At 46.7% G+C, this 24,579-nt stretch carries 25 protein-coding genes and 1 riboswitch; of the genes, 9 read left to right on the top strand and 16 right to left on the bottom strand.

Annotated elements, in window-relative coordinates:
- Positions 1 to 14: 14 nt before the first annotated feature.
- Both BLS03_RS19325 and BLS03_RS19320 read right to left on the bottom strand, forming a co-directional pair.
- Positions 15 to 1,964, bottom strand: a complete 1,950-nt coding sequence (locus BLS03_RS19325; RefSeq protein WP_093277941.1) for a DNA topoisomerase III — start codon at positions 1,962 to 1,964, stop codon at positions 15 to 17.
- Positions 1,965 to 2,048: 84 nt separating this feature from the next.
- Positions 2,049 to 2,384, bottom strand: a complete 336-nt coding sequence (locus BLS03_RS19320; RefSeq protein WP_093277939.1) for a Grx4 family monothiol glutaredoxin — start codon at positions 2,382 to 2,384, stop codon at positions 2,049 to 2,051.
- Positions 2,385 to 2,653: 269 nt separating this feature from the next.
- On the opposite strand from BLS03_RS19320, the gene sodB reads away from it, so the two are divergent.
- The 3 genes from sodB (at position 2,654) to BLS03_RS19305 (ending at position 4,749) form a co-directional block, all read left to right on the top strand.
- Entirely contained in the window at positions 2,654 to 3,238 is a 585-nt protein-coding gene (gene sodB / locus BLS03_RS19315; RefSeq protein ID WP_093277937.1) for a superoxide dismutase [Fe], read from the top strand.
- Between the two features lie 127 nt (positions 3,239 to 3,365).
- Positions 3,366 to 3,869, top strand: a complete 504-nt coding sequence (locus tag BLS03_RS19310) for a VC2046/SO_2500 family protein (protein ID WP_093277935.1) — start codon at positions 3,366 to 3,368, stop codon at positions 3,867 to 3,869.
- 211 nt (positions 3,870 to 4,080) lie between these two features.
- On the top strand, positions 4,081 to 4,749 hold the full coding sequence (locus BLS03_RS19305) for an SDR family oxidoreductase (RefSeq protein WP_093277933.1): 669 nt from the start codon (positions 4,081 to 4,083) through the stop codon (positions 4,747 to 4,749).
- Positions 4,750 to 4,773: 24 nt separating this feature from the next.
- On the opposite strand, the gene BLS03_RS19300 is transcribed toward BLS03_RS19305, so the two are convergent.
- Positions 4,774 to 5,232 carry a low molecular weight protein-tyrosine-phosphatase gene (locus BLS03_RS19300; RefSeq protein WP_093277931.1) on the bottom strand — a complete coding sequence of 153 codons (459 nt, stop codon included), beginning with the start codon at positions 5,230 to 5,232 and terminating at the stop codon, positions 4,774 to 4,776.
- A 268-nt stretch (positions 5,233 to 5,500) separates the two neighbouring features.
- On the opposite strand from BLS03_RS19300, the gene BLS03_RS19295 reads away from it, so the two are divergent.
- From BLS03_RS19295 to cobO, 3 genes are all read left to right on the top strand, one after another.
- Positions 5,501 to 5,926 carry an HIT family protein gene (locus BLS03_RS19295; protein ID WP_093277929.1) on the top strand — a complete coding sequence of 142 codons (426 nt, stop codon included), beginning with the start codon at positions 5,501 to 5,503 and terminating at the stop codon, positions 5,924 to 5,926.
- 245 nt (positions 5,927 to 6,171) lie between these two features.
- Positions 6,172 to 6,759 (top strand): GNAT family N-acetyltransferase, encoded by a 588-nt coding sequence (locus BLS03_RS19290; RefSeq protein WP_093277927.1) that lies wholly within the window; start codon positions 6,172 to 6,174, stop codon positions 6,757 to 6,759.
- A gap of 153 nt (positions 6,760 to 6,912) precedes the next feature.
- Complete coding sequence (gene cobO, locus BLS03_RS19285) at positions 6,913 to 7,518, top strand: cob(I)yrinic acid a,c-diamide adenosyltransferase (protein WP_093277925.1); 606 nt, start codon at positions 6,913 to 6,915, stop codon at positions 7,516 to 7,518.
- An 85-nt stretch (positions 7,519 to 7,603) separates the two neighbouring features.
- Here the strand turns inward: cobO and BLS03_RS19280 are convergent, their stop codons facing one another.
- The 3 genes from BLS03_RS19280 to apbC form a co-directional block, all read right to left on the bottom strand.
- A complete protein-coding gene (locus BLS03_RS19280; RefSeq protein ID WP_093277923.1) occupies positions 7,604 to 9,757 on the bottom strand; it encodes an AsmA family protein in 2,154 nt (717 codons plus the stop codon).
- A gap of 103 nt (positions 9,758 to 9,860) precedes the next feature.
- Positions 9,861 to 10,502, bottom strand: coding sequence for a uridine kinase (gene udk, locus BLS03_RS19275; protein WP_093277921.1), 642 nt, complete (start codon positions 10,500 to 10,502; stop codon positions 9,861 to 9,863).
- A 179-nt stretch (positions 10,503 to 10,681) separates the two neighbouring features.
- The gene (gene apbC / locus BLS03_RS19270) at positions 10,682 to 11,758 is read right to left on the bottom strand and encodes an iron-sulfur cluster carrier protein ApbC (protein WP_093277919.1); all 1,077 of its coding nucleotides are present in this window, start codon (positions 11,756 to 11,758) and stop codon (positions 10,682 to 10,684) included.
- Positions 11,759 to 11,912: 154 nt separating this feature from the next.
- Here apbC and metG point away from each other — a divergent pair, with 154 nt between their 5' ends.
- Both metG and BLS03_RS19260 read left to right on the top strand, forming a co-directional pair.
- Complete coding sequence (gene metG / locus BLS03_RS19265) at positions 11,913 to 13,985, top strand: methionine--tRNA ligase (protein ID WP_093277917.1); 2,073 nt, start codon at positions 11,913 to 11,915, stop codon at positions 13,983 to 13,985.
- A gap of 220 nt (positions 13,986 to 14,205) precedes the next feature.
- The gene (locus tag BLS03_RS19260; protein WP_093277915.1) at positions 14,206 to 15,027 is read left to right on the top strand and encodes a hypothetical protein; all 822 of its coding nucleotides are present in this window, start codon (positions 14,206 to 14,208) and stop codon (positions 15,025 to 15,027) included.
- A gap of 61 nt (positions 15,028 to 15,088) precedes the next feature.
- Here the strand turns inward: BLS03_RS19260 and udp are convergent, their stop codons facing one another.
- The 8 genes from udp to moaA form a co-directional block, all read right to left on the bottom strand.
- Entirely contained in the window at positions 15,089 to 15,850 is a 762-nt protein-coding gene (udp, locus tag BLS03_RS19255) for a uridine phosphorylase (RefSeq protein ID WP_093277913.1), read from the bottom strand.
- Between the two features lie 228 nt (positions 15,851 to 16,078).
- Positions 16,079 to 18,406, bottom strand: a complete 2,328-nt coding sequence (locus BLS03_RS19250) for a zinc/cadmium/mercury/lead-transporting ATPase (RefSeq protein WP_093277911.1) — start codon at positions 18,404 to 18,406, stop codon at positions 16,079 to 16,081.
- Positions 18,407 to 18,601: 195 nt separating this feature from the next.
- On the bottom strand, positions 18,602 to 19,018 hold the full coding sequence (locus BLS03_RS19245) for a CBS domain-containing protein (protein WP_093277909.1): 417 nt from the start codon (positions 19,016 to 19,018) through the stop codon (positions 18,602 to 18,604).
- A 139-nt stretch (positions 19,019 to 19,157) separates the two neighbouring features.
- The gene (gene moaE / locus BLS03_RS19240; protein ID WP_093277907.1) at positions 19,158 to 19,613 is read right to left on the bottom strand and encodes a molybdopterin synthase catalytic subunit MoaE; all 456 of its coding nucleotides are present in this window, start codon (positions 19,611 to 19,613) and stop codon (positions 19,158 to 19,160) included.
- Position 19,614: 1 nt separating this feature from the next.
- Positions 19,615 to 19,860 carry a molybdopterin synthase sulfur carrier subunit gene (moaD, locus tag BLS03_RS19235; RefSeq protein ID WP_093277905.1) on the bottom strand — a complete coding sequence of 82 codons (246 nt, stop codon included), beginning with the start codon at positions 19,858 to 19,860 and terminating at the stop codon, positions 19,615 to 19,617.
- The gene (gene moaC / locus BLS03_RS19230; protein ID WP_093277903.1) at positions 19,857 to 20,336 is read right to left on the bottom strand and encodes a cyclic pyranopterin monophosphate synthase MoaC; all 480 of its coding nucleotides are present in this window, start codon (positions 20,334 to 20,336) and stop codon (positions 19,857 to 19,859) included. The genes moaD and moaC overlap by 4 nt, the downstream gene beginning before the upstream one ends.
- 12 nt (positions 20,337 to 20,348) lie before the next feature.
- Positions 20,349 to 20,855, bottom strand: coding sequence for a molybdenum cofactor biosynthesis protein B (moaB, locus tag BLS03_RS19225; protein ID WP_093277901.1), 507 nt, complete (start codon positions 20,853 to 20,855; stop codon positions 20,349 to 20,351).
- Positions 20,856 to 20,930: 75 nt separating this feature from the next.
- The gene (gene moaA / locus BLS03_RS19220; RefSeq protein ID WP_093278028.1) at positions 20,931 to 21,920 is read right to left on the bottom strand and encodes a GTP 3',8-cyclase MoaA; all 990 of its coding nucleotides are present in this window, start codon (positions 21,918 to 21,920) and stop codon (positions 20,931 to 20,933) included.
- Positions 21,909 to 22,047, bottom strand: a riboswitch (molybdenum cofactor riboswitch). (Overlaps the previous gene by 12 nt.)
- 166 nt (positions 22,048 to 22,213) lie before the next feature.
- Between moaA and yvcK the strand changes: the two genes are divergently transcribed.
- Positions 22,214 to 23,104 carry a uridine diphosphate-N-acetylglucosamine-binding protein YvcK gene (gene yvcK, locus BLS03_RS19215; RefSeq protein ID WP_093277899.1) on the top strand — a complete coding sequence of 297 codons (891 nt, stop codon included), beginning with the start codon at positions 22,214 to 22,216 and terminating at the stop codon, positions 23,102 to 23,104.
- 94 nt (positions 23,105 to 23,198) lie between these two features.
- Here the strand turns inward: yvcK and luxU are convergent, their stop codons facing one another.
- Both luxU and BLS03_RS19205 read right to left on the bottom strand, forming a co-directional pair.
- Positions 23,199 to 23,537 carry a quorum-sensing phosphorelay protein LuxU gene (gene luxU, locus BLS03_RS19210; protein WP_093277896.1) on the bottom strand — a complete coding sequence of 113 codons (339 nt, stop codon included), beginning with the start codon at positions 23,535 to 23,537 and terminating at the stop codon, positions 23,199 to 23,201.
- Positions 23,538 to 23,543: 6 nt separating this feature from the next.
- Positions 23,544 to 24,579, bottom strand: a 1,036-nt coding sequence (locus BLS03_RS19205) for a sigma-54 interaction domain-containing protein (protein WP_093277894.1), incomplete at its 5' end; no start/stop codon positions are given.

The following is a 24,579-nucleotide window of genomic DNA, read 5'->3' as shown; positions in this document are numbered from 1 at the left end:
CTTTTTAGTATTCGTTATTCAGAGGCTTTTTTGGTGCTTTTTCGTGTGGTGCGCTTGCGCGACTTTCGAAACGCAGGGCGCTCCACTTTAGGCAGCGAACGCAACGACTCAGGCACTGGCGCCTGTTTAACTTGACTGATGAGCTGCTCTATCTGATTTTGCAGTGTTTGAATAAAAGGTTGATAAGCTTGATTCTTTTCTGCCATCGCCTGCAACTGATGCTCCCAATGTGCCGTCATGTCCGGATAGGTTGACTCACTTGGTAGCGCGTGGATTAAGCCCCTTCCCGCTTCACTACTTAAAATAATTTTGCCTTGGCGTTTAAGCAACTGACGCTTAAATAGCGTGTCTAAAATACCAGCGCGAGTTGCTTCAGTGCCGAGACCATCGGTGTCACGCAAAATCTTTTTCAACTCTTTATCAGCAACAAAACGGGCAATCCCGGTCATCGCTTGCAGCAAAGTGGCTTCGGTAAAATGGCGTGGCGGCTCAGTTTTGCGATCTTTAATCTCGCCTTCACGGCAAGTCAACACGCGACCTTTTTCAAGCGGCGGCACCGTATCGACGCCGTCATCATCTTCTTGGTTCTTACCGCCCATCAAGGTCTTCCAACCTGGCGACAATAACTGGCGTCCTTTGGCAATAAAAATGCCGCCCGCAATATCAAACACCAGCTTCGCTTCTGCGTATACCGCCGCAGGATAGAATTGAATTAGATATTGGCGCGCAATCAGGGCATAGATTTTCATCTCATCACCAGACAAAGCGTTGACGGACGCTTGTTTTGGAGTGGGAATGATCGCGTGGTGAGCATCGACTTTTTTATCATTCCACGCTTTGGATTTGAGGCTGAGATTCGCGCCCGAGACTGCGCTTTGCAGCTCTTTGGCATTATTTGCGATCGCACTGGTGACCGCTTGTGCCTGAGCAAAGTGTTCCAGCGGCAGGTAACGACTGTCCGAACGCGGATAAGTGATCAGCTTGTGCTTTTCATACAAAGCCTGGCAGGTATCCAACACGCGTTGAGCACTCATCGCATAGCGTTTTGCCGCATCAATCTGCAGCGCAGAAAGCGAATACGGTAGCGGCGGTGCTTGTTTGGTTTGCTTTTGCTCTGATTCGGTGACCGTCGCCGGTTGATTGGCAATTCGGCTGGCAACATTTTCAACCAATTTACGGCTGAGCACTCGCCCTTCTTCATCTTGCCAAGGCTTACATGCCTCACTCGGTTTCCAGCGCGCTCGAATATCAAAGCTATGCTGCCCATCTTGATAGGGAATCAACGCATCGAGAGTGAAATAGTCGCGCGGAACAAAGTTTTCAATTTCTTCATCGCGGCGAACCACGAGCCCAAGCACTGGCGTTTGCACTCGCCCAACGGAAAGTACGCCTTGATAACCGGCTTTTTGGCCAAGCAAGGTGTAAGCGCGCGACATATTCATGCCATACAACCAATCCGCACGGGAGCGTGCTAAAGCAGACACAGAAAGAGGAATGAAATCGCGGTTGCTGCGCATGTGACTCAGTGCTCGCTTCACCGCTGGCAAGTTTAAATCGCTAATCAGCAAACGTTGAATATTGGCTTTTTTGCTTTGGCTGACTTTGCAGTAATCGATCACTTCGTCGACCAACAACTGCCCTTCGCGGTCTGGGTCGCCCGCATGAATGATTTCACTGGCATCTTTAAGCAGTTTACGCACAACAGTGAGCTGCTTACTGGCCGATTTTCGCGGCCTAAGTTGCCACTGCTGCGGAACGATGGGCAGATCGGCCATATTCCACTTTTTGTAGCGCTCGTCGTAGGCATCGGGCTCAACTTGCTCCAGTAAATGACCGATGCACCAAGTCACAATGTCACCGTTGGCGCAGCGAATAAAGCCTTGATCCTTTTTCTGAGGATTAGGCAAAGCCGCCGCGATGGCGCGACCAAGACTGGGTTTTTCTGCAATAAATAAGCGCGCCATAAAGCCCTGAGCAATAAAACAATAAAGGCCACATTATGCAATGTGGCCTTTAAAAATCAAGATTAACTGTAAATATAAACAGTATTATTCAGCGTCTGTTCCAGCACGTGCCGCTGCTTCTTTGATTAATGGCTGAAGTTCGCCTTTTTGGAACATCTCAATAATGATGTCACAACCGCCGATCAACTCACCTTCAACCCATAGCTGTGGAAATGTTGGCCATTGAGCGTAGATAGGCAATTCAGCGCGAATATCTGGGTTTTGCAGAATATCCACGTACGCAAATTTTTCGCCACAAGCCATCAATGCTTGCGCAGCTTGCGATGAAAAACCGCAACTTGGGAGTTTTGGCGAACCCTTCATGTAAAGAAGGATCGTATTTTCTGCGATTTGCTGTTTAATTTTGTCGATAGTTTCCATTGCTTCCTCGTTACCGGAGTTACTGCCGTATAGCGGGTTATTCTAAACGATCATTGCAGAATAAAAAGCATATAATGTCTAGGGATTTAGAGGATATTGATCAGATTAGATAATTTTTTGTTACGCCCCTTTTAATAAAGTAAAAACTTGCTAAAATGAACCTCAAGTCAGTCAAATGACAACAGAGTGGCCACTACGAGCACTTACAAATAAAAACACTGGAAGCAATCGAAAGAGGTAACTCTTTCTAAAATATGGAGAATCGAGCAATGGCATTTGAATTACCAGCTCTTCCTTACGCGAAAGACGCGCTAGAACCACATATCTCAGCTGAAACTCTTGATTACCACCACGGCAAACACCACAACACTTACGTTGTGAAACTAAACGGCCTGATTCCAGGAACTGAGTTTGAAGGCAAAACTCTAGAAGAGATCATCAAAACTTCTACTGGTGGCGTATTTAACAACGCTGCTCAGATCTGGAACCACACTTTCTACTGGCACTGCCTATCTCCAAACGGTGGCGGCGAACCAACTGGCGCAGTTGCTGACGCAATTAACGCTTCATTCGGTTCTTTCGCAGCGTTTAAAGAGAAGTTCACCGAATCTGCAATCAACAACTTCGGTTCTTCTTGGACTTGGCTAGTGAAAAAAGCCGATGGTTCACTAGACATCGTTAACACGTCAAACGCAGCAACTCCGCTTACTGACGAAAGCGCAACACCAATCCTAACTGTGGATCTTTGGGAACACGCTTACTACATTGACTACCGCAATGTACGTCCAGATTACATGAACGGTTTCTGGGCTCTAGTTAACTGGGATTTCGTTGCTGAGAATTTTGCAAAATAATCTGAGCTAACCAGATTGTGAGAAATCACAAGTTGTTTAAAAAGCCTGCTATCACGCAGGCTTTTTTATTATTTATCTAAAGTTTACCCCTCGCACGCCGTTAAGAAAGCACTAAGCGAGGAGTACTATGCAAGTCCATACATTAGACAAAGCTGCGATCATCAACGAGCTTCAATTCGGCAATGGGATTAACCATGCTGTACATGAAGGGCGTCGGGCCGATTTTGCGCTGATTTTGTCGATGTTTTCTGACGATGTACGAGACAACACCCCGGTTGAAGTGGTTGATGAAGTCATCACTAACGATACCCTGCTCAGGCAACGCTTTGAATTGCAACAACCGCAACCACTGCGTTCCGATCAAAGCTCCTACGCTGTATCTGCTCATCAAGCCAAGCAGTTTCATGACAGTGGCTTATCGGGCGCTAAGCTTATCCACTACCTGACCCCAGAACCACTGGTCTATTTGCCCGAGCAAACCCACGATTTGCCTGAAGAGGTCTATCACAACTTATCTGGCCACCAAAGACGCCGCTTAGCCGACACACAACCACGCCAAGCGATTCCAGCCGATCTTTATAATCAATTAATTAGCGCTCAACGCCATGACCAAATGCGCGTGCAAGTGTGATCTAACACGCCTCCTTTATTCGTATCATTTCATAACCAAGATCAATGTAATTCGAGCTAAAACACTATCCACATTTATGTGAAATAGCCCAAATTATGAACGCAAGGCTGAGTTATCAACACGTAATTTGACCTTATTCACACCTAAGCCACAGCTAATCAACCATGATAGGTGAACCATTTGGAATCAGTTGATTCTACGGGAGGGAGAGATGGACATAAAATATGCTGTGATATTAATCACTTCGGCAGGGTCGAGGTTCGGGGCGACACTGGCAATGCACTTTATTAATTTGGGAGCACGCGTGGTGTTGTGTGACAAAGATGCTCAACGACTGCATACCACTTATCAATGCTGCCGAGCCATTTCTGATCGCGTTTACCAATACCCTTTAGTGGACCACTCTGGTGACGCCATCAATCAGTTGTTTGATGATATCGAACACGACTTACAACAAGCGCCGGATGTGCTGATCAACCATTTCACGCCGAGTGCGATCCCCTCACTGATGGACGATCACTCTGCGGATACTGCTGGGCAAAGCATGTCTTCGCTGGCATCAATGCTGTTTCGCTACAGCCAAGCAACGGCAGAACGGCTGCGTAAACACCACCGTCAAGGCGTGATTGTGAATGTCATCTCGCAAGACAACGCTCCCAATGTGGCTGGATTTGAAAATGCCGCCTCGGTGGTTTCAGGATTTACTCAGAGTTGGGGAAAAGAGCTCAATCCATTCAATATTCGAGTGGGCGCGGTTATTCCCTCTTATGACGATTCGTTGGAAGAACTGCGCTGGGTCGAGTTGCAAGATGAGCTGATTCGTAACATTGAGTATATTGTGAGCAATGACTATTTCAGTGGCCGTGTCATGGCCGCTTAAATTCAGCTACAGACTTACATTCTGCTACAGACTAATAAGAATGCTTTCTGCCGCATCTTCAATTAGGTCAAGCACCAGTTCAAACCCTTGCTCGCCACCGTAGTATGGATCAGGAATTTCATCGATATCTGCGCTGGCGTAACTCATAAATAGCTTCAGCTTGTGCTGCTCAGAGGCAGGGCAACGCGCTTTTAGATCTGCAAGGTTATCGTTATCTGCCGCCAAAATAAGATCAAAGCGCGTGAAGTCTTCATCACTGACTTGCCGAGCACGAATCCCCGCAAACGAATAACCACGCTTTTTACCCGCGGCTTGAGCGCGTTTATCTGGGGGACTTCCTGCGTGATAGCCGATAGTTCCTGCAGAATCTACTTCAACCTCCACACCCATTTGCTGAGCTTTGGCTCGTAAAATCGCCTCTCCAGTCGGTGAACGGCAAATGTTGCCCATACATACCACTAATATTGAAAACGGTTGACGCATAACTTCCCTCTTAGGCTATAAAAATGCTTTACACAATTGTGCGTGTTTTCGCCAAACTCAGCAATTCGTAAAATTGGTATAACAACTAAATTTTCAACCAATCTCAATCGAGAAAAACCCGATAAAGTAAGCTAGAACAGTCTATTAACAACCTTATCAAACGGTTTAATCCTATTTCGTTGATCTAAGATAGTATACCAATATCAAAAGGTGCTTATATTGATTTGGTCAATATAACTACTATCCCAAATAACCAGGAAACAATGTCATGAAAGATAATCAATGCGCCTACTGCATGGAAGGAGAACTGCTCAGTCAATTTGGCATTAAAATCGCTGAGCTTAGCGCTTCAATTGTGGTTCTATTTAAAGAGCAAAGTCATAAAGGACGAGTGATTGTTGCGACAAAAAAACATGTCAGCGAAATGATCCATTTAACCGATCAAGAACGGAATCAATTTTTTGCCGAGGTGAATATGGTAGCCAATGCGCTACACAAAGCGTTTTCACCAGCAAAAATCAACTACGGCGCTTATGGAGATACTGGTGCTCATCTCCATTTCCACTTAGTTCCGAAATACCAAGAGGAATTTGAATGGGGGTCAGTGTTTGCCATGAATCCAGGTAAGGTTTATCTCTCTGAGCAAGAATACAACGATATCGCAAAGGCCATCACAGCCCATCTGCCGATCTAAACGCGATATTCAATAGCAACGACGACTGTCAACGTCGTCGTTGCTTTGCGCTTTAATCAATCCCCATAGGCTCGCCATCCATATAGACATCACTTACCAAAGTAACCTTACCCAGTTTTTACCTTAGCCAGACATAAGTCCGTCAGGATTTTCTTAAATGAAATGAAGTGTGATGCATAATTTTGTGGTTTTCTTGGTCATGCATTAGTTTATAATCCATAAACTATTTCATTATGGTGACTGCTATGGCGCGTTGGTTTACTCACAAAGATTCCAGTCAAATCCAATTGGTGTTAATTAACAAAACGCCTTTGATTTCAACGGCATCGGCAATACTAACCCTAGCTGACGGGCACAAAATCACTTTGGATATGACGCTCAAGTACGCCTATCACCGCCGCGGTGAAAGCAAACATCTTTCGTCCATTCATATCGATGATCTATTTGGTAATGGTGACACCACTCCACATTATCGCAACCAAGGTTATGGCAGCAGTTTAGTTGCAACCTGCCTTAAATTTATTCGCCAACATCAACGCATTAGCAACAATGAAGCGTGCGAAGTAACCGGTAAGATGGTGCCTTGCTGTGATACCTCTCCCCATTCGAGCTCACGCCGCGCCGCGTTTTGGCAAAAAATGGGCATGGATTTAAAGTCCAAGCATCAAGCGGTATCGGAATTCAGTGGCGATCTCAATGACCCTCAGCGCGACCGCTATGCTTGGCGTACCGATTGGCACAGTGCCATCCACAGTGGTTCGAGAACGCTGAATAGTTGTCATAGCCAAGAGCTCAATATTCGCCATCAAGCGCACTTGCCAGCCAATCATTAAATTTTGTCTCGCTGCGCACACATCTTTAAAAGCAAGGCGAGACACATTTTTCACCCTTCATCATCACTTCAACGAAACACAAAAACAAATTCGCTATTGGCGGTGTTTTTTCGTTATCATTCCAGCACATACTATTTATAAAAGGGATGAAAGATGTCAGCTGAAGAGTCCAAACAAGAGCGTCATAAAGCGCGCCAGCAAAAAGTGAAACAAAAAGTCGACGCTAAAATTGCCGCAGCGACGCAAGAAAAAGGCCTACTCCTTATCATTACCGGCAATGGTAAAGGCAAATCGACCTCTGGGTTCGGCACCATTACTCGCGCGGTAGGTCACGGCCTTAAATGCGCTGTCGCGCAATTTATTAAAGGCACATGGGACAACGGCGAGCGCAACGTGCTTGATAAACTCGGCGTGGAATTCCAAGTAATGGCGACAGGCTTTACCTGGGAAACCCAAAACAAGGAAACCGATACTGCCGCCGCTCAAGTGGTATGGAAAGAGTGCCAACGCATGCTCAGCGACGAGTCGATTGACGTTGTACTGTTTGATGAGCTGACTTACATGGTGAACTACGGCTATATCGAACTTGAAGAGGTGTTAGAAGCACTGAACAAACGACCTAAAATGCAATCTGTCATCATTACCGGTCGCGCCGCTCACCGCGAACTGATTGAACTGGCGGACACGGTTTCAGAAGTCAAAAACGTTAAGCATGCTTTCGAATCAGGCGTAAAAGCGCAAAAAGGAATTGATTGGTAAGCCAGTAATTCACGCTCAGGCCACTTGATTCAAAACATAAAAAAGAGGCTCAATCGTGAGCCTCTTTTGTTTTTGTCATTTTTCGCTAGTTAAACAAGCCTTTAAGTAGATTGTTGACCGCATCTTTGGTTTTCTCGTCTTTAATCTTATCGCCAAGCTTTTCATCGAGCTTTTTCAAGCCACGGTCGATCTCTTTATTGGCTTTTTGCTTAAGTACATCATCAAATACCAATTTGTACTTCAATTTTGCCCATGGGCCAGAGATGTTGATCGGAATGGTTAGATCTTTAAGATCGTCAATGTCTTTACCGCCCTGACCTTCCAAAGTACCGACAATTGAGGTATCGATAAGAAAATCGAGAGTTTGATTAAGCGTGTTGGCCGAACCTTCACCATGCACGCGCAAAAGCGGCGATTGCATGCTGAGATTGTTGGTCGAGACTATCCCTTGAGCAAGATTTAGGGTTGCCGTCACCGCACTGAAATCGGTCTTTTGTACCCCTTCTTTATCATCAATGGATTTGCCTTTGATTTTGGCGTAGTTCTTACGAATCAACTGCGCGACATTGATGCCATGTACCGCGCCGTCATTAAACGCAATATCAATTTTGCCATCGAGATTTTTCTGAATTTCATCCACCAGCAAACCTTTACCTTTAAGATTCGCGGTGATGTTCCCTGTTCCCTCAAGAATATCGTTGTCCGCCACATCAACCAGTAACGGTTGGATCTGAACCCCTTTGATCTGCTTACTCACGGTGTAAGTTGCAGGGCGATTGTTGGCATTTAATGTCGCAGAAGCATTCACTGAACCCTGATACAGGTTGGCACTAAAGCTGCTGAGCTTGGCAATGCCTTTATTCACCGCAAATTTCGCCGCGACATTTTGCAGCTTAGCGCCGGATGCTTTGAATTTATCGATGGAGATCTCACCTTGTAAGTCCAAAGTTTTCAATGCTGAAAGATCCGGCTCTTGCGGCGCGCTGGCACTACTTGATGGAGAACTACTTGCTGTGGAACTTGTCGCTTTAGATTGAGCTGGCTGAGCGTCAGTTTTAGAGCTACTGCCACTGCCAAGTAAAGCATCCAGATCGATATTAGCGCTATGCAGACCAAAACGAATTTTCGGAATATCACCGAGCGTCACATTAGCTTGGCCATCAAGTTCAATATCATTGGCCGCTAACTTCTCAAGTTCAACACTCAGTTGATTCTGTTTTAAGTCAAAGCGAATATTTGACGCCATATCAATATTCAGCGGCGATTGTGGCAATGACTCACCATTCACCTTCCCTGATAAACTAAATGACTTAAGCTGCGCGAGCGTCATATCGCTGTCGACTTCAACGCTGCCTTTACCGGATAGATCCAAAGTCATATCCGCCGCTTTGCCTTTAATCGAGTAATTAAGCGCATTGGATTGGTCAAACGCAAAACTCTCCAATTCAAACTTGGCGGAATCAATTTGGTTGCTTGGGTCTTGGTAGCTGGCATCAAGATTGATATTGCGCAGTTCATACTGGCTAAATCCTGGCGCCAGTTTGAAGCCCGCTTCGCCTTTTGCGGCGAACGACTGTTGATTGATTTGCCCTTTAGCGGCGAAGCTCGCGTTGGTCCAAGTATCAAAGGCAAACTCCGACAGATTCAACGCCAAGTCATACAGTTTGGTATGGCTGCCAGCCTGTTTATCATTGATATCCAACATCGCGTTGTTGATCGTCACACCCGCAAGCTCAATGGTCCAGGCTTGTTTCGATTCGGTGGGTTCAGCATTTGCGTCCGTCGAGGCTGGCGCTTTAGCGTCACTCGATTGTTCAGACGATTGCGTATTGGTTTGAGCATCTTGCGCTTTGGTTAACGCATCGATATTTTTATGACCGTCTTTGAGCGTTTCGAGATAAAACTCAGCGCCATCAAGGGTGACGTTACCGATTTGCAGTTTATGGCTAAGTAGTGGCATCACCGAAACATCAACACCCACCGACTCAACTTTGAATAAATTTGGCTCGCTGAAGCCTTGCGGATTTTTGAGCTCTGTTTTACCCAATTCAAAACCCAAGGACGGAAAGAATTGCCAACTGATGTCGCCGTCGATCACCAAATCTAAGCCGGTTTGTTGCTTAGCTTGTTTGACAATCAGGGGTTTGAATTGGTTTGGGTTTACCAACAGCACCAGCGCTGTAATCGCAATAATCACCGCGACAACAAGGCCAGCTAAGAATAGGAACAGTTTCTTCATCGCCTTTCCCTTGTCCAATTAGATTCCTCTAAGAATAGGATTCTAAAACGAAAAATGGCACTCAAAGTGCCATTTATCAGGGAAAAAATAAAGCGACTTGTGCCTAAGCTTTCAAAAGTCTTGCAATGTGAGCTTTAAGAACATCGATCGCGATTCGGTTTTTACCGCCACGAGGAACAATGATGTCAGCATATTGCTTAGAAGGTTCGATGAATTGCATGAACATAGGACGAACCGTGGCTTGGTATTGCTTCAATACCGAGTCCATCGTACGACCACGTTCTTCTACATCACGCTTAACGCGGCGCAGCAAGCAGATATCAAGCGGCGTATCCATAAATACGGTCGCATGCATTAGGTCACGAAGACGAGGATCCGTAAGAAGCAAAATGCCTTCTAAAATGATCACTTTTTTTGGTGTCAGCGTTCTGCTGTTACTGGTTCGAGTATGTTCTGTGTAGCTATACTCGGGAACTTCAACCGCTTCGCCTCTTACCAACGCTTCAAGGTGTTCACACAAAAGATCGTGGTCAAGGGCATTCGGGTGGTCGTAGTTTGTCTTTACACGCTCTTCCATGCTTAAGTGGCTTTGATCGTTGTAATAGCAATCTTCCGTAATCACACCGATTTGATGGTCGCCCACTTTTTCTCGAAGTTCGTTATAGATGGTACTCGCGATGAGACTTTTTCCAGAAGCGGAAGCGCCTGCGATCCCGACTATGACGCACTGACTTTTATCAGACATTATTCTTGCACCCGATGATGTAACTCGATAAACCGCCTGATTATAGGGTCAGAGCCCCGTCGATACTAGTCTGGAATACAGGAAAATGTAAGGTTTTCCTGAAATAGCACAATATCTGCCCATGCAAACGATTACTTGCTTTGAACGGGCAGAAAAACTAATTTCGGCGCAATTGATGGTTATTCAACCATAGTGAACAAAATTGCATCAGGCTTAGCGGTACCATACCAAAACAGTCGACTGGCGACCGATTGAGCCAGTTCGATATAGCGTGCGCTATGTTCAGATTCCGGACGCGCCGCAACGGTCGGACAACCGTTATCAATATCTTGTCGCATATCGATATGCAGAGGAATTTGCGCCAACAGAGACAAGCCGTATTCACTCGCCATCTTCGCCGCGCCCCCTTCGCCAAAAATGTGCTCTTTTTCACCGCAGTGACTACAAATGTGATAACTCATGTTTTCAACAATGCCGACCACAGGAACTTCAACCTTATCAAACATACTGGCGCCTTTACGGGCATCGGCCAGTGCTAGGTCTTGAGGTGTCGTGACGATGACCGCGCCAGTTACGGGAATTTGCTGAGCTAAGGTAAGCTGAATATCACCGGTGCCCGGCGGCATATCAATCACTAAATAGTCTAAGTCTGGCCACTCGGTTTCATTAAGCAATTGCGCCAAGGCTTTGGACGCCATCGGGCCGCGCCAAATCGCCGCTTCTTGTTTATCGACTAAAAAACCGATTGAGTGGCTATAAATGCCATGGGCTTCGACCGGCTGCATCCATTTATTGTCACGCACCTCAGGTTTCGCGTCCTGCTTGCCAATCATCATCGGCACCGAAGGACCATAAACATCCGCATCAAGCAGACCAACTCGAGCGCCACATTTTGCCAACGCCAGCGCCAAGTTCACCGCGGTCGTCGATTTACCGACACCACCTTTTCCCGATGTAACCGCAATGATGTTTTTCACCCCATTCACGCTTTGCTCAACGGGTGTTTCGAGCGCTTTGACATCAATACCCACAGAAAAATCAAACGGCGGCACTTGCTGTTCGCGCTGGGATTTTTCAATCCAATCGGTTAATTGGCTTGGCAAATCTGCACTGGCAAACGGAAAGCGAATTTTAAATTCGCCGCTTGGTTCCACTGTGACGAAATGAGGCTGGCTCGCCCACTCGGCGATCAAATTTGAATGCTGAAACTGGTTCAGCCAATCACAAAAATCTTGCTTGGATGAGAAATGGTGCATACGCCCTCCTTTTATCCCTATGCTAACACTGACATATCCTGACCAGAACCCCAAAAATACTAAGGGATTCGTTGGTTTGACAGCTTGGAGTTGCGACTTGGATCGGGTAATATTGGCATCTATTTTATACCTATCAAGAAAGCGAAAATTAAGTATGGCAAACGATCCAAGAAACTTTCCTTCACGGAAACTGTTGGTAACTTGTGCCCTTCCGTACGCTAATGGTTCGATCCACCTGGGTCATATGCTTGAGCATATCCAAGCGGACATCTGGGTTCGTTATCAGCGTCTTAGAGGCAACACTGTAAATTTCATCTGTGCTGACGATGCGCACGGCACACCGATCATGCTTAAAGCTCAACAGATGGGTATCACTCCAGAGCAAATGATTGCTGCGGTCAGTGAAGAGCACCAAAAAGATTTCGCCGGTTTCGACATCAGCTTTGATAATTACCATAGCACTCATTCCGATGAGAACCGCGAGCTGGCATCACATATCTATCTAGAATTAAAGAAAAATGGCTTTATTTCTAGCCGCACTATCTCGCAACTTTTCGACCCTGAAAAAGAAATGTTCTTGCCAGATCGCTTTGTTAAAGGCACTTGCCCGAAATGTAAGTCAGAAGATCAATATGGCGACAACTGCGATGCGTGTGGCGAGACATACAGCCCGACAGATCTGATCAATCCAAAATCAGCGGTGTCTGGTGCGACGCCAGTGATGAAAGATTCTGAGCACTTCTTCTTTGATCTGCCACAATTTGAAACCATGCTTAAAGAGTGGACTCGTTCAGGTTCTTTGCAAAGCGAAACCGCCAATAAAATGCAAGAGTGGTTTGAGTCAGGCCTGCAACAATGGGATATCTCTCGTGACGCGCCTTACTTTGGCTTTGAAATTCCAGGTGAAACGGGCAAATTCTTCTACGTTTGGCTGGATGCTCCAATTGGCTACATGGGTTCATTCAAAAACCTATGTAACAAACGTAATGACCTAGATTTCGATGAATACTGGAACAAAGACAGCAGCACTGAGCTTTACCACTTTATCGGTAAAGACATTGTCTACTTCCACAGCCTATTCTGGCCTGCGATGCTTGAAGGTTCGGGCTTCCGTAAACCTAACAACGTTTTCGTCCACGGTTACGTCACGGTTAACGGTGCGAAAATGTCAAAATCAAAAGGCACTTTCGTCAAAGCGAGTACTTACCTCGATCACTTAGATCCCGAGTGTCTGCGTTACTACTACGCCGCCAAACTGAACAGCCGTATTGACGACCTTGACCTTAACCTTGAAGACTTCACTCAACGTGTTAACGCCGATGTGGTCAACAAGATCGTTAACCTTGCATCACGTAATGCAGGCTTTATCAGCAAACGTTTTGACGGTCAGCTATCAGCAGATTTTGCAGAGCCAGCACTGTATAACGAATTTGTTGCAGCGGCAGAGCGTATCGCTGAACTGTTTGAAACTCGTGAATTCGGTCGTGCGATTCGTGAAATCACCGCATTGGCAGACAAAGCGAACCAATACGTTGACGAAAAAGCCCCTTGGGTGGTTGCTAAAGAAGAAGGCAAAGACAAAGAGCTACAAGACATCTGTTCTGTCGGTATCAACTTGTTCCGCGTTCTTATCACCTACTTGAAACCAGTCATGCCGGCACTTGCTGCGCGCTCAGAAGCGTTCTTAAATGAAGAGCTGACTTGGGATGGTATCGCTACGCCATTAACTGGCCACGCCATCACTAAGTTTAAGGCTCTGTTCAATCGTATCGATCCGAAAAATATCGAAGCGATGATCGAAGCATCAAAAGAAGATGCGGCGGCTGAAATGGCGGCAAAAGAGCAAGCCGAAGCCAAACTTGCCGGTGAAGAAACCGAACTCAGCAAAGACCCGATTGGCGATGAAATCGAATTTGATGATTTTGCCAAAGTGGATCTGCGCATCGCTAAAATCGTCTCGTGCGAAGAAGTGCCAAAAGCCGACAAGCTATTGAAATTCCAGCTTGATATCGGCGGTGAAATGCGTCAAGTCTTCTCTGGCATCAAAGCCGCATACAAGGCAGAAGACTTAGTGGGCAAATACACCGTAGTGGTAGCAAACCTTAAACCACGTAAGATGAAATTCGGTATGTCTGAAGGCATGATCCTCGCCGCAGGCCCTGGTGGCAGCGAGCTGTGGATTCTTGAGCCACACGAAGGTGCGCAACCTGGTATGCGCGTTATGTAACCCATACTTGCGAAAATTCAAGCCTCGAGGCAGTCATGTCTCGAGGCTTTTTTATTGCCTTCACTTGTTTAGTTCGCAGCGCACCAAAATGGCGCATTTAGTTGGCTTTTATTAGTATAATATATTGGTTTAACTGCAAATAATGAATGGCATGATGCATGCATGTTATTACGTATGGAATGCTCTGAAATGAGTAACACTATCGCAAAAGGAGTGCGTTATGTTCGTTGTTGTCTCTATGCTGCTCTCGTTTGGCATTCTCGGATTATTGCTTTATTTCTCTAAACAACGCCAAACCACACTGCAACGTAAATACGATGTGTTAGTGGTACTTCGAGAAATTCTGTTGCTGTGTCGCCAACACCGCAGCTTAACCCATCATGCTTTAACCCAATCCCCTCAAACCAGCATCAATGCGCTGGAGCAAATTGAGGATCTGATGATCGACAAAAGCAATCACCTCATCGCCACCGCCCAATTTGATAACAAACCTATGTATCGAATTTTGCAGCTTAAGCTCAAAAGTTTGATGAAAGAGTGGCAATGTCGCAGTGTCGCCCGCAACCAGATGATCCATGGCAAAACCATTCGCCATTGTATGTTTTTAATGGATGAAGTGGCGCTGGCTTGGTTGGTGGAGTCCGACCGTGAAGATCTCAGTGATGAATACCACCTCAATTGGCAACAGGTGTTGGATACGATGGAAGTGCTGACGCAGTTACGAATTTCGATTCAAGACGTGGACAGCTACGAAGGCGAACTGCGCATCAAATACCATTGCGATAAAATGCGCCGAAAAATGAACCAACTGTCTTTGATTAGCCCGTTGTCCATCGCGTCACCTAGTTGCTCGGAAGCGATGCTCAAACTGGGTGAAATCTGCGACTGTGAACGCCTCACTATGTCGGCAGAAGAGTTGTACCAACTCACCACTGACTTATCGCTAAGTATTTCCCAAGTTTACGACCAGATGCTTTCTGACTTAACCGAAACTTTGTATTTACCGCTTCCCAAGCCCAACGTAACGCCAGATACGCAGTAAAATACCGTGCACAAAAAAACCACCTTGACGGTGGTTTTTTATTGTTTCAATTGGTCGAAAATTACAGCAGTTTACGCGCAGCTTCGACCACAATTTTAATCGAACGAGTTTCGGCTTCTTTAAGTGTGGTGTGATCCGGCGTCTCTTTCTGAGTACGGTTGATGATAACCCCCGCAACACAGCCCGCACGCAAACCTGAACTTGCACACATGGTCAGCAGCGTTGCTGATTCCATTTCAAAGTTCAATACGCCCATCTCTTGCCACTCTTTCATTGAACCTTGGAAACGGCGTACGACACGGCCACTGAATGTATCGTAACGCTCTTGTCCTGGGTAGAAAGTATCGCTTGATGCAGTGACGCCCATATGTACCCCAGCGCCTGCTTCTTCTACCGCTTCTTTCATGGCTGTCGCGACGGCAAAATCCGCTACAGCCGGAAATTCCATCGGTGCAAAATGCAGACTCGCGCCATCAAGACGAACAGAACCTGTCGTCACAATCATATCACCAACATTGACGTGCGGCTGAATGGCACCGGTTGTACCAACACGCAAGAAAGTGCGAACGCCAAGTTGCGCCAGCTCTTCCACCGCAATCGAGGTTGATGGACCGCCAATACCCGTTGAGCAAACCACAACAGACTTACCATCAAGTTCAGCGCGGTACAAAGTGTATTCACGATGACTGGCAAGAAAGACGGGGTTGTCCATCAGTTCGGCAATTTTCTGCACGCGAGCTGGATCGCCAGGAATGATAGCTAAGGTCGCGCCATTTAAATCGGCTTCGGTTACGCCAAGGTGAAATACTGCTGCTTGAGTCATAGGGGGCTCCTGTTATCGCACGTTCAGGCGTTCATTTTGCCTATTTATACGCACTGGGTACTTAATAGCGTTAAGTATACAATACCTAACTCAACCCCAACAATTAGTGATTCAAATCACAACAAAATAAGCAATGAAATACACATTTTCACATAAAATCGGTTTACATCACATTTTAAGTCAATGCAAACCATGTAGTTGCATATCAATAATCCAAGCTAAATTGAATTATTGAGTATCTGTGTGCTGACCTTGAAAGCGCAATAAACGTAGTGCATTTAGAGTAACTAACGCCGTTGCCCCGCTGTCGGCTAACACCGCCAACCACAACCCGGTGATGCCTAGTAAACTGGTGACCAGAAACACACCTTTTAGCCCCAGCGCTAAACTGACGTTTTGACGAATATTCGCCGATGTTGCACGCGACAACTCAATCACGTTAGCGAGTTCAATCAACCGATTATGCGTCAGGGCAGCATCCGAGGTTTCAAGTGCGACATCACTGCCCCCACCCATTGCGATACCAATGTTCGCCGCTTTCATCGCAGGTGCATCGTTGATCCCATCACCAACCATAGCCACATGCCCATGTTGGCTAAGCGATTTGATGTAATCGACCTTATGTTCTGGCAACAAATTGGCTTGATACTCAAGCCCCAACTCTGCGCTGAGCGCTTTGGCACTACTCGCATTGTCCCCAGTCAGCATCAAGGTTTGAATATCGAGGCGCTTAAGCGCTTGAATGGCCGATTTTGCGTCAGTGCGCACCTTATCTTGCAAGGCGATGGCGCCAATAGCTTGGTCGGCATCATCGATTAAAACAGCGATAGTTTTCGCCTGCGCTTGCCACGTTTCCAACTGCTGCTGATGCTCAGCCTTTAGGCTCGATTCAAGTTTACTCATCGCGAGCAGTTGATAACGCTTGCCGTTAATAACACCTTGAACACCGCTGCCAAGCAGCGCTTGTTTGTCTGTGGCTTGCAGTGATGGTTCAATGGCTTGCTCAGCATAGCTAACTAGCGCTTTGGCCAACGGATGCTTAGAACCTAGTTCAAGCGCCCACGCAATATTCAGCAACTGCTCACGCTTAATATCGCCAAACGCAACCACATCGGTCACTTGAGGCGTACCTTGGGTTAAGGTGCCGGTTTTATCAAACGCCACGCGCTGAATTTTGCCAAGTTGCTCGAGAGCCGCACCGCCCTTGATTAACGCCCCATGACGCGCCGCTGCCGCAAGGCCTGAGGTTATCGCAGCGGGCGTTGAGATGACCAACGCACAAGGGCAAGCAATCAGCAGTGTCGCAAGCCCGCGGTAAACCCAAGTTTCCCAACTCTGAGCGAACAATAATGGCGGAACTACCACGACCAACAATGCCACCAACATCATTAAAGGCGTGTACCAACGGCTGAATTTATCCAAAAAGCGCTCAATCGGCGCTTTGCGTAAATCCGCCTCTTCAATCATGTGCAAAATGCGGTCAATGGCATTTTCGCCCTGTTTGGATGTCACACAGATTTGCACCACGCGATCTGCTACAACCGCGCCAGCCATCACGCTCTCTTCACGACGTTTTTCAACCGGCACCGATTCGCCAGTTAACGCGCTTTCATCAAAACTGGCAAACTCATCAAGTAAATAGCCATCGGCGGGTAAACGATCCCCCGGCGAAACTTCAATAATATCGTTCGGCGCCAAGTCGCTAACCGCGACAGTCATTCGCTTGCCATCGATAATTTTGCTTGCGGTATCAGGCACCAAAGCCATCAGAGCCTGCACGCCGCTGCGCGCTTTAGCCGCGGCGAAACCTTCCAACTCCTCACCAATGAGAAACAGCAGCAAAACCATCCCCGCTTCTGCGGTTTCGCCAAGATACAAGGCACCGAGCGCGGCAACCGTCATCAAGCTTTCGATGGCAAACGGCGTGCCTGATGTGGCTAACTTAAATGCCTTGCTTGCAACCGGATATAACCCGACCAAACAGGTAAGCACAAATATCCAGTGGCTAACCAGCGGCATAGTGGTTTGAGTAACGGCGCCAATTAACATAGCAGCACCAATTGCTAGAATATGACGATACTGGCTCAAGTTTTGACGCCACGAACGGGGGGAATGCTCTGACTGCGCAGATGCCGATGGTGAGGTAAATCCAAAACCACTACGAGTAATGGCATCTTCAATTTGGCTGTTTAAGTTTGCTTGATGGGTTTTGACCACCAATTTTTCGGTGGCAAACAGCACTTGTGTCGACTCCACGCCATCTATCTTACTGACCGCGGTTTCGACTTTACGTGCGCAAGATGGGCAATCCATACCCAGAATTTGCCAAGTGTGAGTCAGGGTCCCCTTAGCGGGTTCCTCGTCATCACTATTGGGATCGCCACTTGAACATGCCGATACGTGTTCAGCACAACCGCATCCTTGGTCAGACATGGTTTGACTTTGCGCTTGTGTATGATGGTCATCGCAACTGCAAGAATGTGAATGTTGATGAGCACTTGGCTGCTCGGAAGGAACCTGATGATGAGAGCAACATGCTTGATGTTTAGTACACATAAATGCGTCTCCTTCTTATTTAACATCCAACTAGCATAGACCTTGGAGCTAACTCCAAGGTCAAGACAAAAATGCATATTTGATGGATATTCAAATTGAGCGACGTGTTTTTGCGACTAGGTCTTTTAAACAACTAGTTTTTGACGACGGCTAAATACTTTGCAACCAATCGATGTTTTTCAACCAATAGGGACATTAAACTGGGTGTTGAAAACAGGTCGACAGACTTTTACCAATCGCACGCAACACGTCACGGCGAGTAATGATACCCACTAGTTTACCGTTATCGACCACAGGATAGACCTTTGGCTTACCGATTTTCATCATATCGGCCAACTCTAAAATCGAGGTATTGGGTGAAACCGATAACACTTCTTTGTGCATGCACTCAGCGACAATGTGAGTGTCTTGGCAGAAGTAGCTGGCTTTAACCAATTTATCGAGCAAATCTTGCTCGGAAAGAAAACCGATGACATTTTCTTTGTCATCGATAACCGGACCACCTAAATGATCCGAACGCATTACTTTATCAAGCGCCGCGCTTAACGACATCTCAGGTCGAAACGTGATCGCTTGATGAGTCATATACTCTTTAACTTTTGGCGATTCCATTACCATCTCCTTATTTAGCACTGCTGTGCTGCTTTTAGAGTAATTGTTGCCCAATTTCTTGGTTTTACTAAATTGGAAATGGTAATTTTTTCAATAGGGTCTCGCTATCAGTCACAGCGACACCAAGTTCGTGACGAAATTACTTATGCCAACGCTTAGCGGCTAACGCATCGCTATCACGAGATTCTACCCAACGGGTTTGCTCTGTGGTGCGCTCTTTTTTCCAAAACGGCGCTTGAGTTTTGAGATAATCCATAATGAATTCACACGCTTCAAATGCTGCGCCGCGGTGAGCACTGGCAACGCCGACCAACACGATTTGATCGCCAATATCCAAATCGCCAACGCGGTGAATTACTTTAACGCCAAGCAGTGGCCAACGTTGCTCAGCTTGATCGCAAATCTCGCTAAGCGACTTTTCGGTCATACCCGGATAGTGTTCAAGCGATAAGCCGATAACATTATCACCAAGGTTCATGTCTCGAACCTTACCGACAAACGTTACCACAGCGCCGGCAGAACTGCCCTGAGCCAATTTTTGATACTCAATATTGAGGTCAAAATCTTCATGTTGAACCGCGACACGAGTATCCATATTAACCTCCCGTAACGGGTGGGAAAAATGCCACTTCATCGCCGTCTTTGAGCTCAGACTCTAAAGGTACGATGGCCTGGTTAACGGCACATAACAGTTTCCCTGCTTCAAGCGCAAGTGACCACTTACCCGGCTGTGAAGCCAAATGTTGTCGTAATGCTTCAGCGCTGGCAAAAGTGTTTTCAACCTCAAGTTCATCGACGCCGACCAGTTCGCGAGTTTGGGCAAAAAATAGAACTTTAATCATGACTCCACCTTAAAGTGTCCCGATTTACCGCCAGTTTTCTCAAGCAAACGCACGCCACTGATGACCATATCTTTTTGCACTGCTTTACACATATCATAGATGGTCAACGCCGCGACAGATGCCGCGGTGAGCGCTTCCATCTCTACGCCAGTTTTCCCCGCCAATTTGCACACTGATTCAATACGCACTTGGTTGGTTTGCGGCAATGCTTCGAGCTGAACTTCCACTTTTGATAAAAGCAGTGGGTGGCACAGAGGAATCAAATCCCAGGTTTTTTTCGCCGCCTGAATACCTGCGATACGCGCGGTCGCAAACACATCACCTTTGTGATGTTTGCCCGATACGATTAATTCCAGCGTCTCGGCGGCCATATCAACGTAAGCTTCTGCACGTGCTTCGCGCACGGTTTCTTGCTTGGCTGAAACATCCACCATATTCGCTTCGCCCGAGGCGTTAATGTGAGTAAGTTGAGTCATCGCCGCAGCCCCTCACAAATGTGGCATAAAGTTACACGGACGATGGCTAGCATCAAGCTGCTGGCGAATAATCTTAGTCCAACCCGTACGGCAAGCGCCGGTCGAACCTGGCATCGCAAAAATCACCGTGTGATTGGCAAAACCCGCAACGGCGCGCGACTGAATCGTCGAAGTGCCAATTTCTTCATACGAGACCAAGCGAAATAGCTCGCCAAACCCTTCCACTTCTTTATCAAACAAAGGCTTAAGCGCTTCTGGTGTGCTGTCTCGAGAGGTAAAACCAGTGCCACCAGTGATCATTACAGCTTGCACACTTTCGTCAGCAATCCACTGCGAAACAATCGCACGAATTTTATACATATCATCGATAACAATTTGTTTATCAACGACCTTATGCCCTGCCTCTTGCGCCTGCTCTGCTAAGTAACGACCCGAGGTATCATTTTCCTCGGTGCGTGTATCCGATACCGTCAGTACTGCGATGTTAGCAGGTTGAAATTTGCTTTCTGCGTGACCCATTTGCTCACCTATTTAATCATTTTCATACATGAACCCTCGCCGTCAAAAGAAGGCAAGCGTATTGAAATAAAGGAATTATCCACCGATCGATGCAAGATGCGGCGTCATGCCGCTGTTGCCGTCATGAAGGAAGTGGCTGACTTTTTTGGTTTGGAGTTGCTGCTCGATACGCGCAATCAATTCTGCTTCTTGATTATCGTGTTGAAGAAGATCGCGCAGCTCTAAGCCTTGCTCACCGAATAGACACAAATGCAGTTTGCCCATTGCCGAGATGCGCAGTCGATTGCAGCTCTCACAAAAGTGTTTTTCGTAGGGCATGATTAAGCCAATTTCGCCTTGATAATCAGGGTGAACAAACACTTGTGCTGGGCCATCATTGGCCGCGCGAACTTTGAGAATCCAACCATCGGCAATCAATTGGTTACGAATGGCAACTCCGGAAACGTGATGGCGCTGAAATAGCTCGTCCATCTCGCCAGTTTGCATCAGCTCAATAAAACGCAGTTGAATCGGTTTATCTTTAATCCACGCCAGAAACTGCGGCAGCTGTTGATGGTTTAAGTCTTTCATCAACACGACGTTAACTTTAACTTGCTCATAGCCGACTTCAAACGCTTTTTCGATCCCCGCCATCACTTGGTGAAACTTATTTTCGCCTGTGATCTGATGGAACATTCGCGGATCCAAACTATCAATACTGACATTGATATGGGTAAGCCCGGCCTGCTTCCAGCTGGCAACGTTTTGCGCCATGCGATAACCATTAGTGGTGGTCGCAACCTTTTGCACCCCTTGGGTAGCCGCGACCGTCTCAATGATTTGAGTGAAATCTTTTCTTAAACTCGGTTCACCGCCAGTGATGCGAACTTTGGACGTTCCACAGTCAGCAAACGCTTTAACCACACGACGGATTTCGTCGAGGTTTAAAAAAGACGAGTTTTTTCTGCCCGAAGGTTTATAACCATCAGGAAGACAATATGTGCATTTGAAGTTACAGACATCTGTAACAGACAGACGTAAGTAATAAAACTTACGATGAAAATTATCTTCGAATTGTTGCGCCACGGAACACCTTTCCAAACACGGGAGGCATACATCATTTCCAATGTAGCCCTTGTGACCAAATGTCACTGGCTTATCACGCATATCGATAATTCAACTTAGCAAAATAAGCTCGGAGTTATGGCAACCAGCCTTTTGACTAGCAGCTGTGAGTAAAATACTGAATAACGGTACGGGTTACTAGACTTGTCACAAAAAAAAGGTACATTTTGCTCAAATTACCCATTATTGAGTATCGATAAAACCGCGATTAAACTAAATTATAGGCGGTTTTAAAAACATAATAAGAACGATTTATGCCTCTATATTCTACCAAAAAAGTCGTCGCGATCGGTGGCGGTCACGGCTTAGGACGCATGCTTGCTGCATTGCAAAGTTTTGGTTCAAATGCCACTGGTATCGTCACAACCACAGATAACGGCGGCTCAACTGGTCGCATTCGAAACTGTCAGGGCGGCATCGCTTGGGGAGACACCCGTAACTGTATCAACCAGCTGATCACCGAACCGTCGATCAGCTCAATGATGTTTGAATACCGTTTTCGCGGCGCCGGTGAACTGAACGGCCACAACTTGGGCAACCTGATGTTAACCGCACTGGATAACTTGTCGGTACGCCCTCTTGATGCCATCAACCTAATTCGCGGCATGCTCAAAGTGGATGTCAATATCCTGCCGATGTCGGAGCATCCATCTGACCTGCGTGCCCTCTCTACCGATGGCAAATGGGTGATGGGTGAAACCAGTGTTGATGAGATGGAGCAAGACCTGCTGCGCCTTGACCTCGACCCTGAAGTCCCAGCAACGCGCGAAGCCGTTACCGCGCTTAATGAAGCCGATTGTATTATCCTTGGCCCAGGCAGTTTTCTGACCAGTGTCATGCCGCCACTGTTGCTACCAGAAATCGGCCAAGCCATTCACAACAATAAAACAGCCAAGTTGGTGTTTGTGGCGAACTTGGCACCGGAATACGGCCCTGCTGGGCGCATGACACCGAGACAAAAACTGCAATGGTGCGAGCGTGCCTGTAAAGCAAGAAAAATCGATTTGGTGTTAGGGGAAAAAGCTCATGCCGAGCTGACTGAATGGAATTGCGTCACTGAAGATTTAGCGTCGCCAAATCGCGCTTGGCGTCATGACCGCCTCAAACTGAAAAACGCGATTGAGCTTTTGCTTAGTGATGGCTAAACCGCCTGAAAACTTGTGAATGGCAATCGCCATTCACTCAGTACGATTTAGCCCAACCACTTAACTGACTAATGGTTTTAGCTGACTAATTGCTTTAATTGACTAATTGCTGATAACGAGATTTCGTGGTTTCAAGCAGTTCAATCATCGGCACGACATAAGTGCTTTCGATATGTGGCTTGCCAGCTTTGGCAGCCGCATCCACTTCTGAAGCATACGCACACAAGCGTTCTGCGCCAAAACTCGCCGCGCTGCTTTTTAATGCATGGCTAATTTCACGCAAATATTGCCCTTTATTCGGGGTTTCGTTTGAACTCAATGAGTCAAGATAGGTATTTAATTCACCTAAAAAAATGTCCAACAATACCGGTACATTTTCAGCACCGATTTCACCGCTCAAGCGGTCGATTTTTTCTTGATTTAAGACTTCCATTAATACCTACTGTTTTTCTTTTACATTCCAGGCTTGTAACTTGCGATAAATCGTCGAAGGACTGACATCCAAATACCCAGCGGCTTTAGGGATGTTGCCCTCACAGGCTTTTATCGCTTGTTCAATCGCGTGTTTTTCAGTCATCCATAATGGAAAAATGTCATGGACCGAGAACGATTCCTTCTCCAACACAGGAACACGTATCTCTCTCTCATGCGGCTTATTCAAAGGCGGTGGCAACATATCAAGGGTGATATCTTTGCCATTGTTTAACACCACTACATTACGCAAAACGTTTTGCAGTTGCCTAACATTACCCGGCCATTCGTAATGAATAAATCGCTCCACAACCTCCGGGGACAAACGGACAAAGTCCTTGCCTTCTTCTTTAGACATAAAGCCTAACAGCGAATATGCAATTTCTGTGACATCCTCGCCGCGTTCACGCAAAGGCGGCAAATGCAATGGAATCACATATAAACGATAGTACAAATCTTCGCGAAAACGTCCTTCTTGCACTTCTTTCCACGGGTCGCGGTTGGTAGCACAAACAAACCGAACATCGACGCTTTTCATCTTAGAGGAGCCGACCTTTTGAAACGTACCGGTCTGTATAAAACGCAGCAGTTTAGTTTGTAGGTCTAAGTCCATTTCACACAGTTCATCCAAAAACAGTGTGCCGCCGTCAGCCAGCTCCGCAGCGCCTTGTCGGTCGGTCGCCGCGCCAGTAAACGCGCCCTTAACGTGGCCGAACAATTCACTTTCAATCAAGTCTTTAGGAATCGCAGCACAGTTGATGGCAATAAACGGTTTGTCTCCCCGTTTACTCGCCGCATGAACCGCTTCTGCGCACACTTCTTTACCGGTGCCACTTTCACCAGTAATGAAGATACTGGCTTTACTCGATGCGGCGGAGTCGATGGTGCGATACACCGCTTGCATGGTGTGACTACTGCCGATAAAGCCTTGGTAAGTCTGATTACCAGGATTGTCCGCTTCGTTTTTCAGCTTGGTCGCTTTACGAATTGCGTTGTTGACCGTG

Source organism: Vibrio xiamenensis (assembly GCF_900100015.1).
GTDB classification, from domain to species: domain Bacteria; phylum Pseudomonadota; class Gammaproteobacteria; order Enterobacterales; family Vibrionaceae; genus Vibrio; species Vibrio xiamenensis.
The sequence above is the reverse complement of the archived record's forward strand: the minus strand, read 5'-3'. Positions and strand labels throughout refer to the sequence as shown.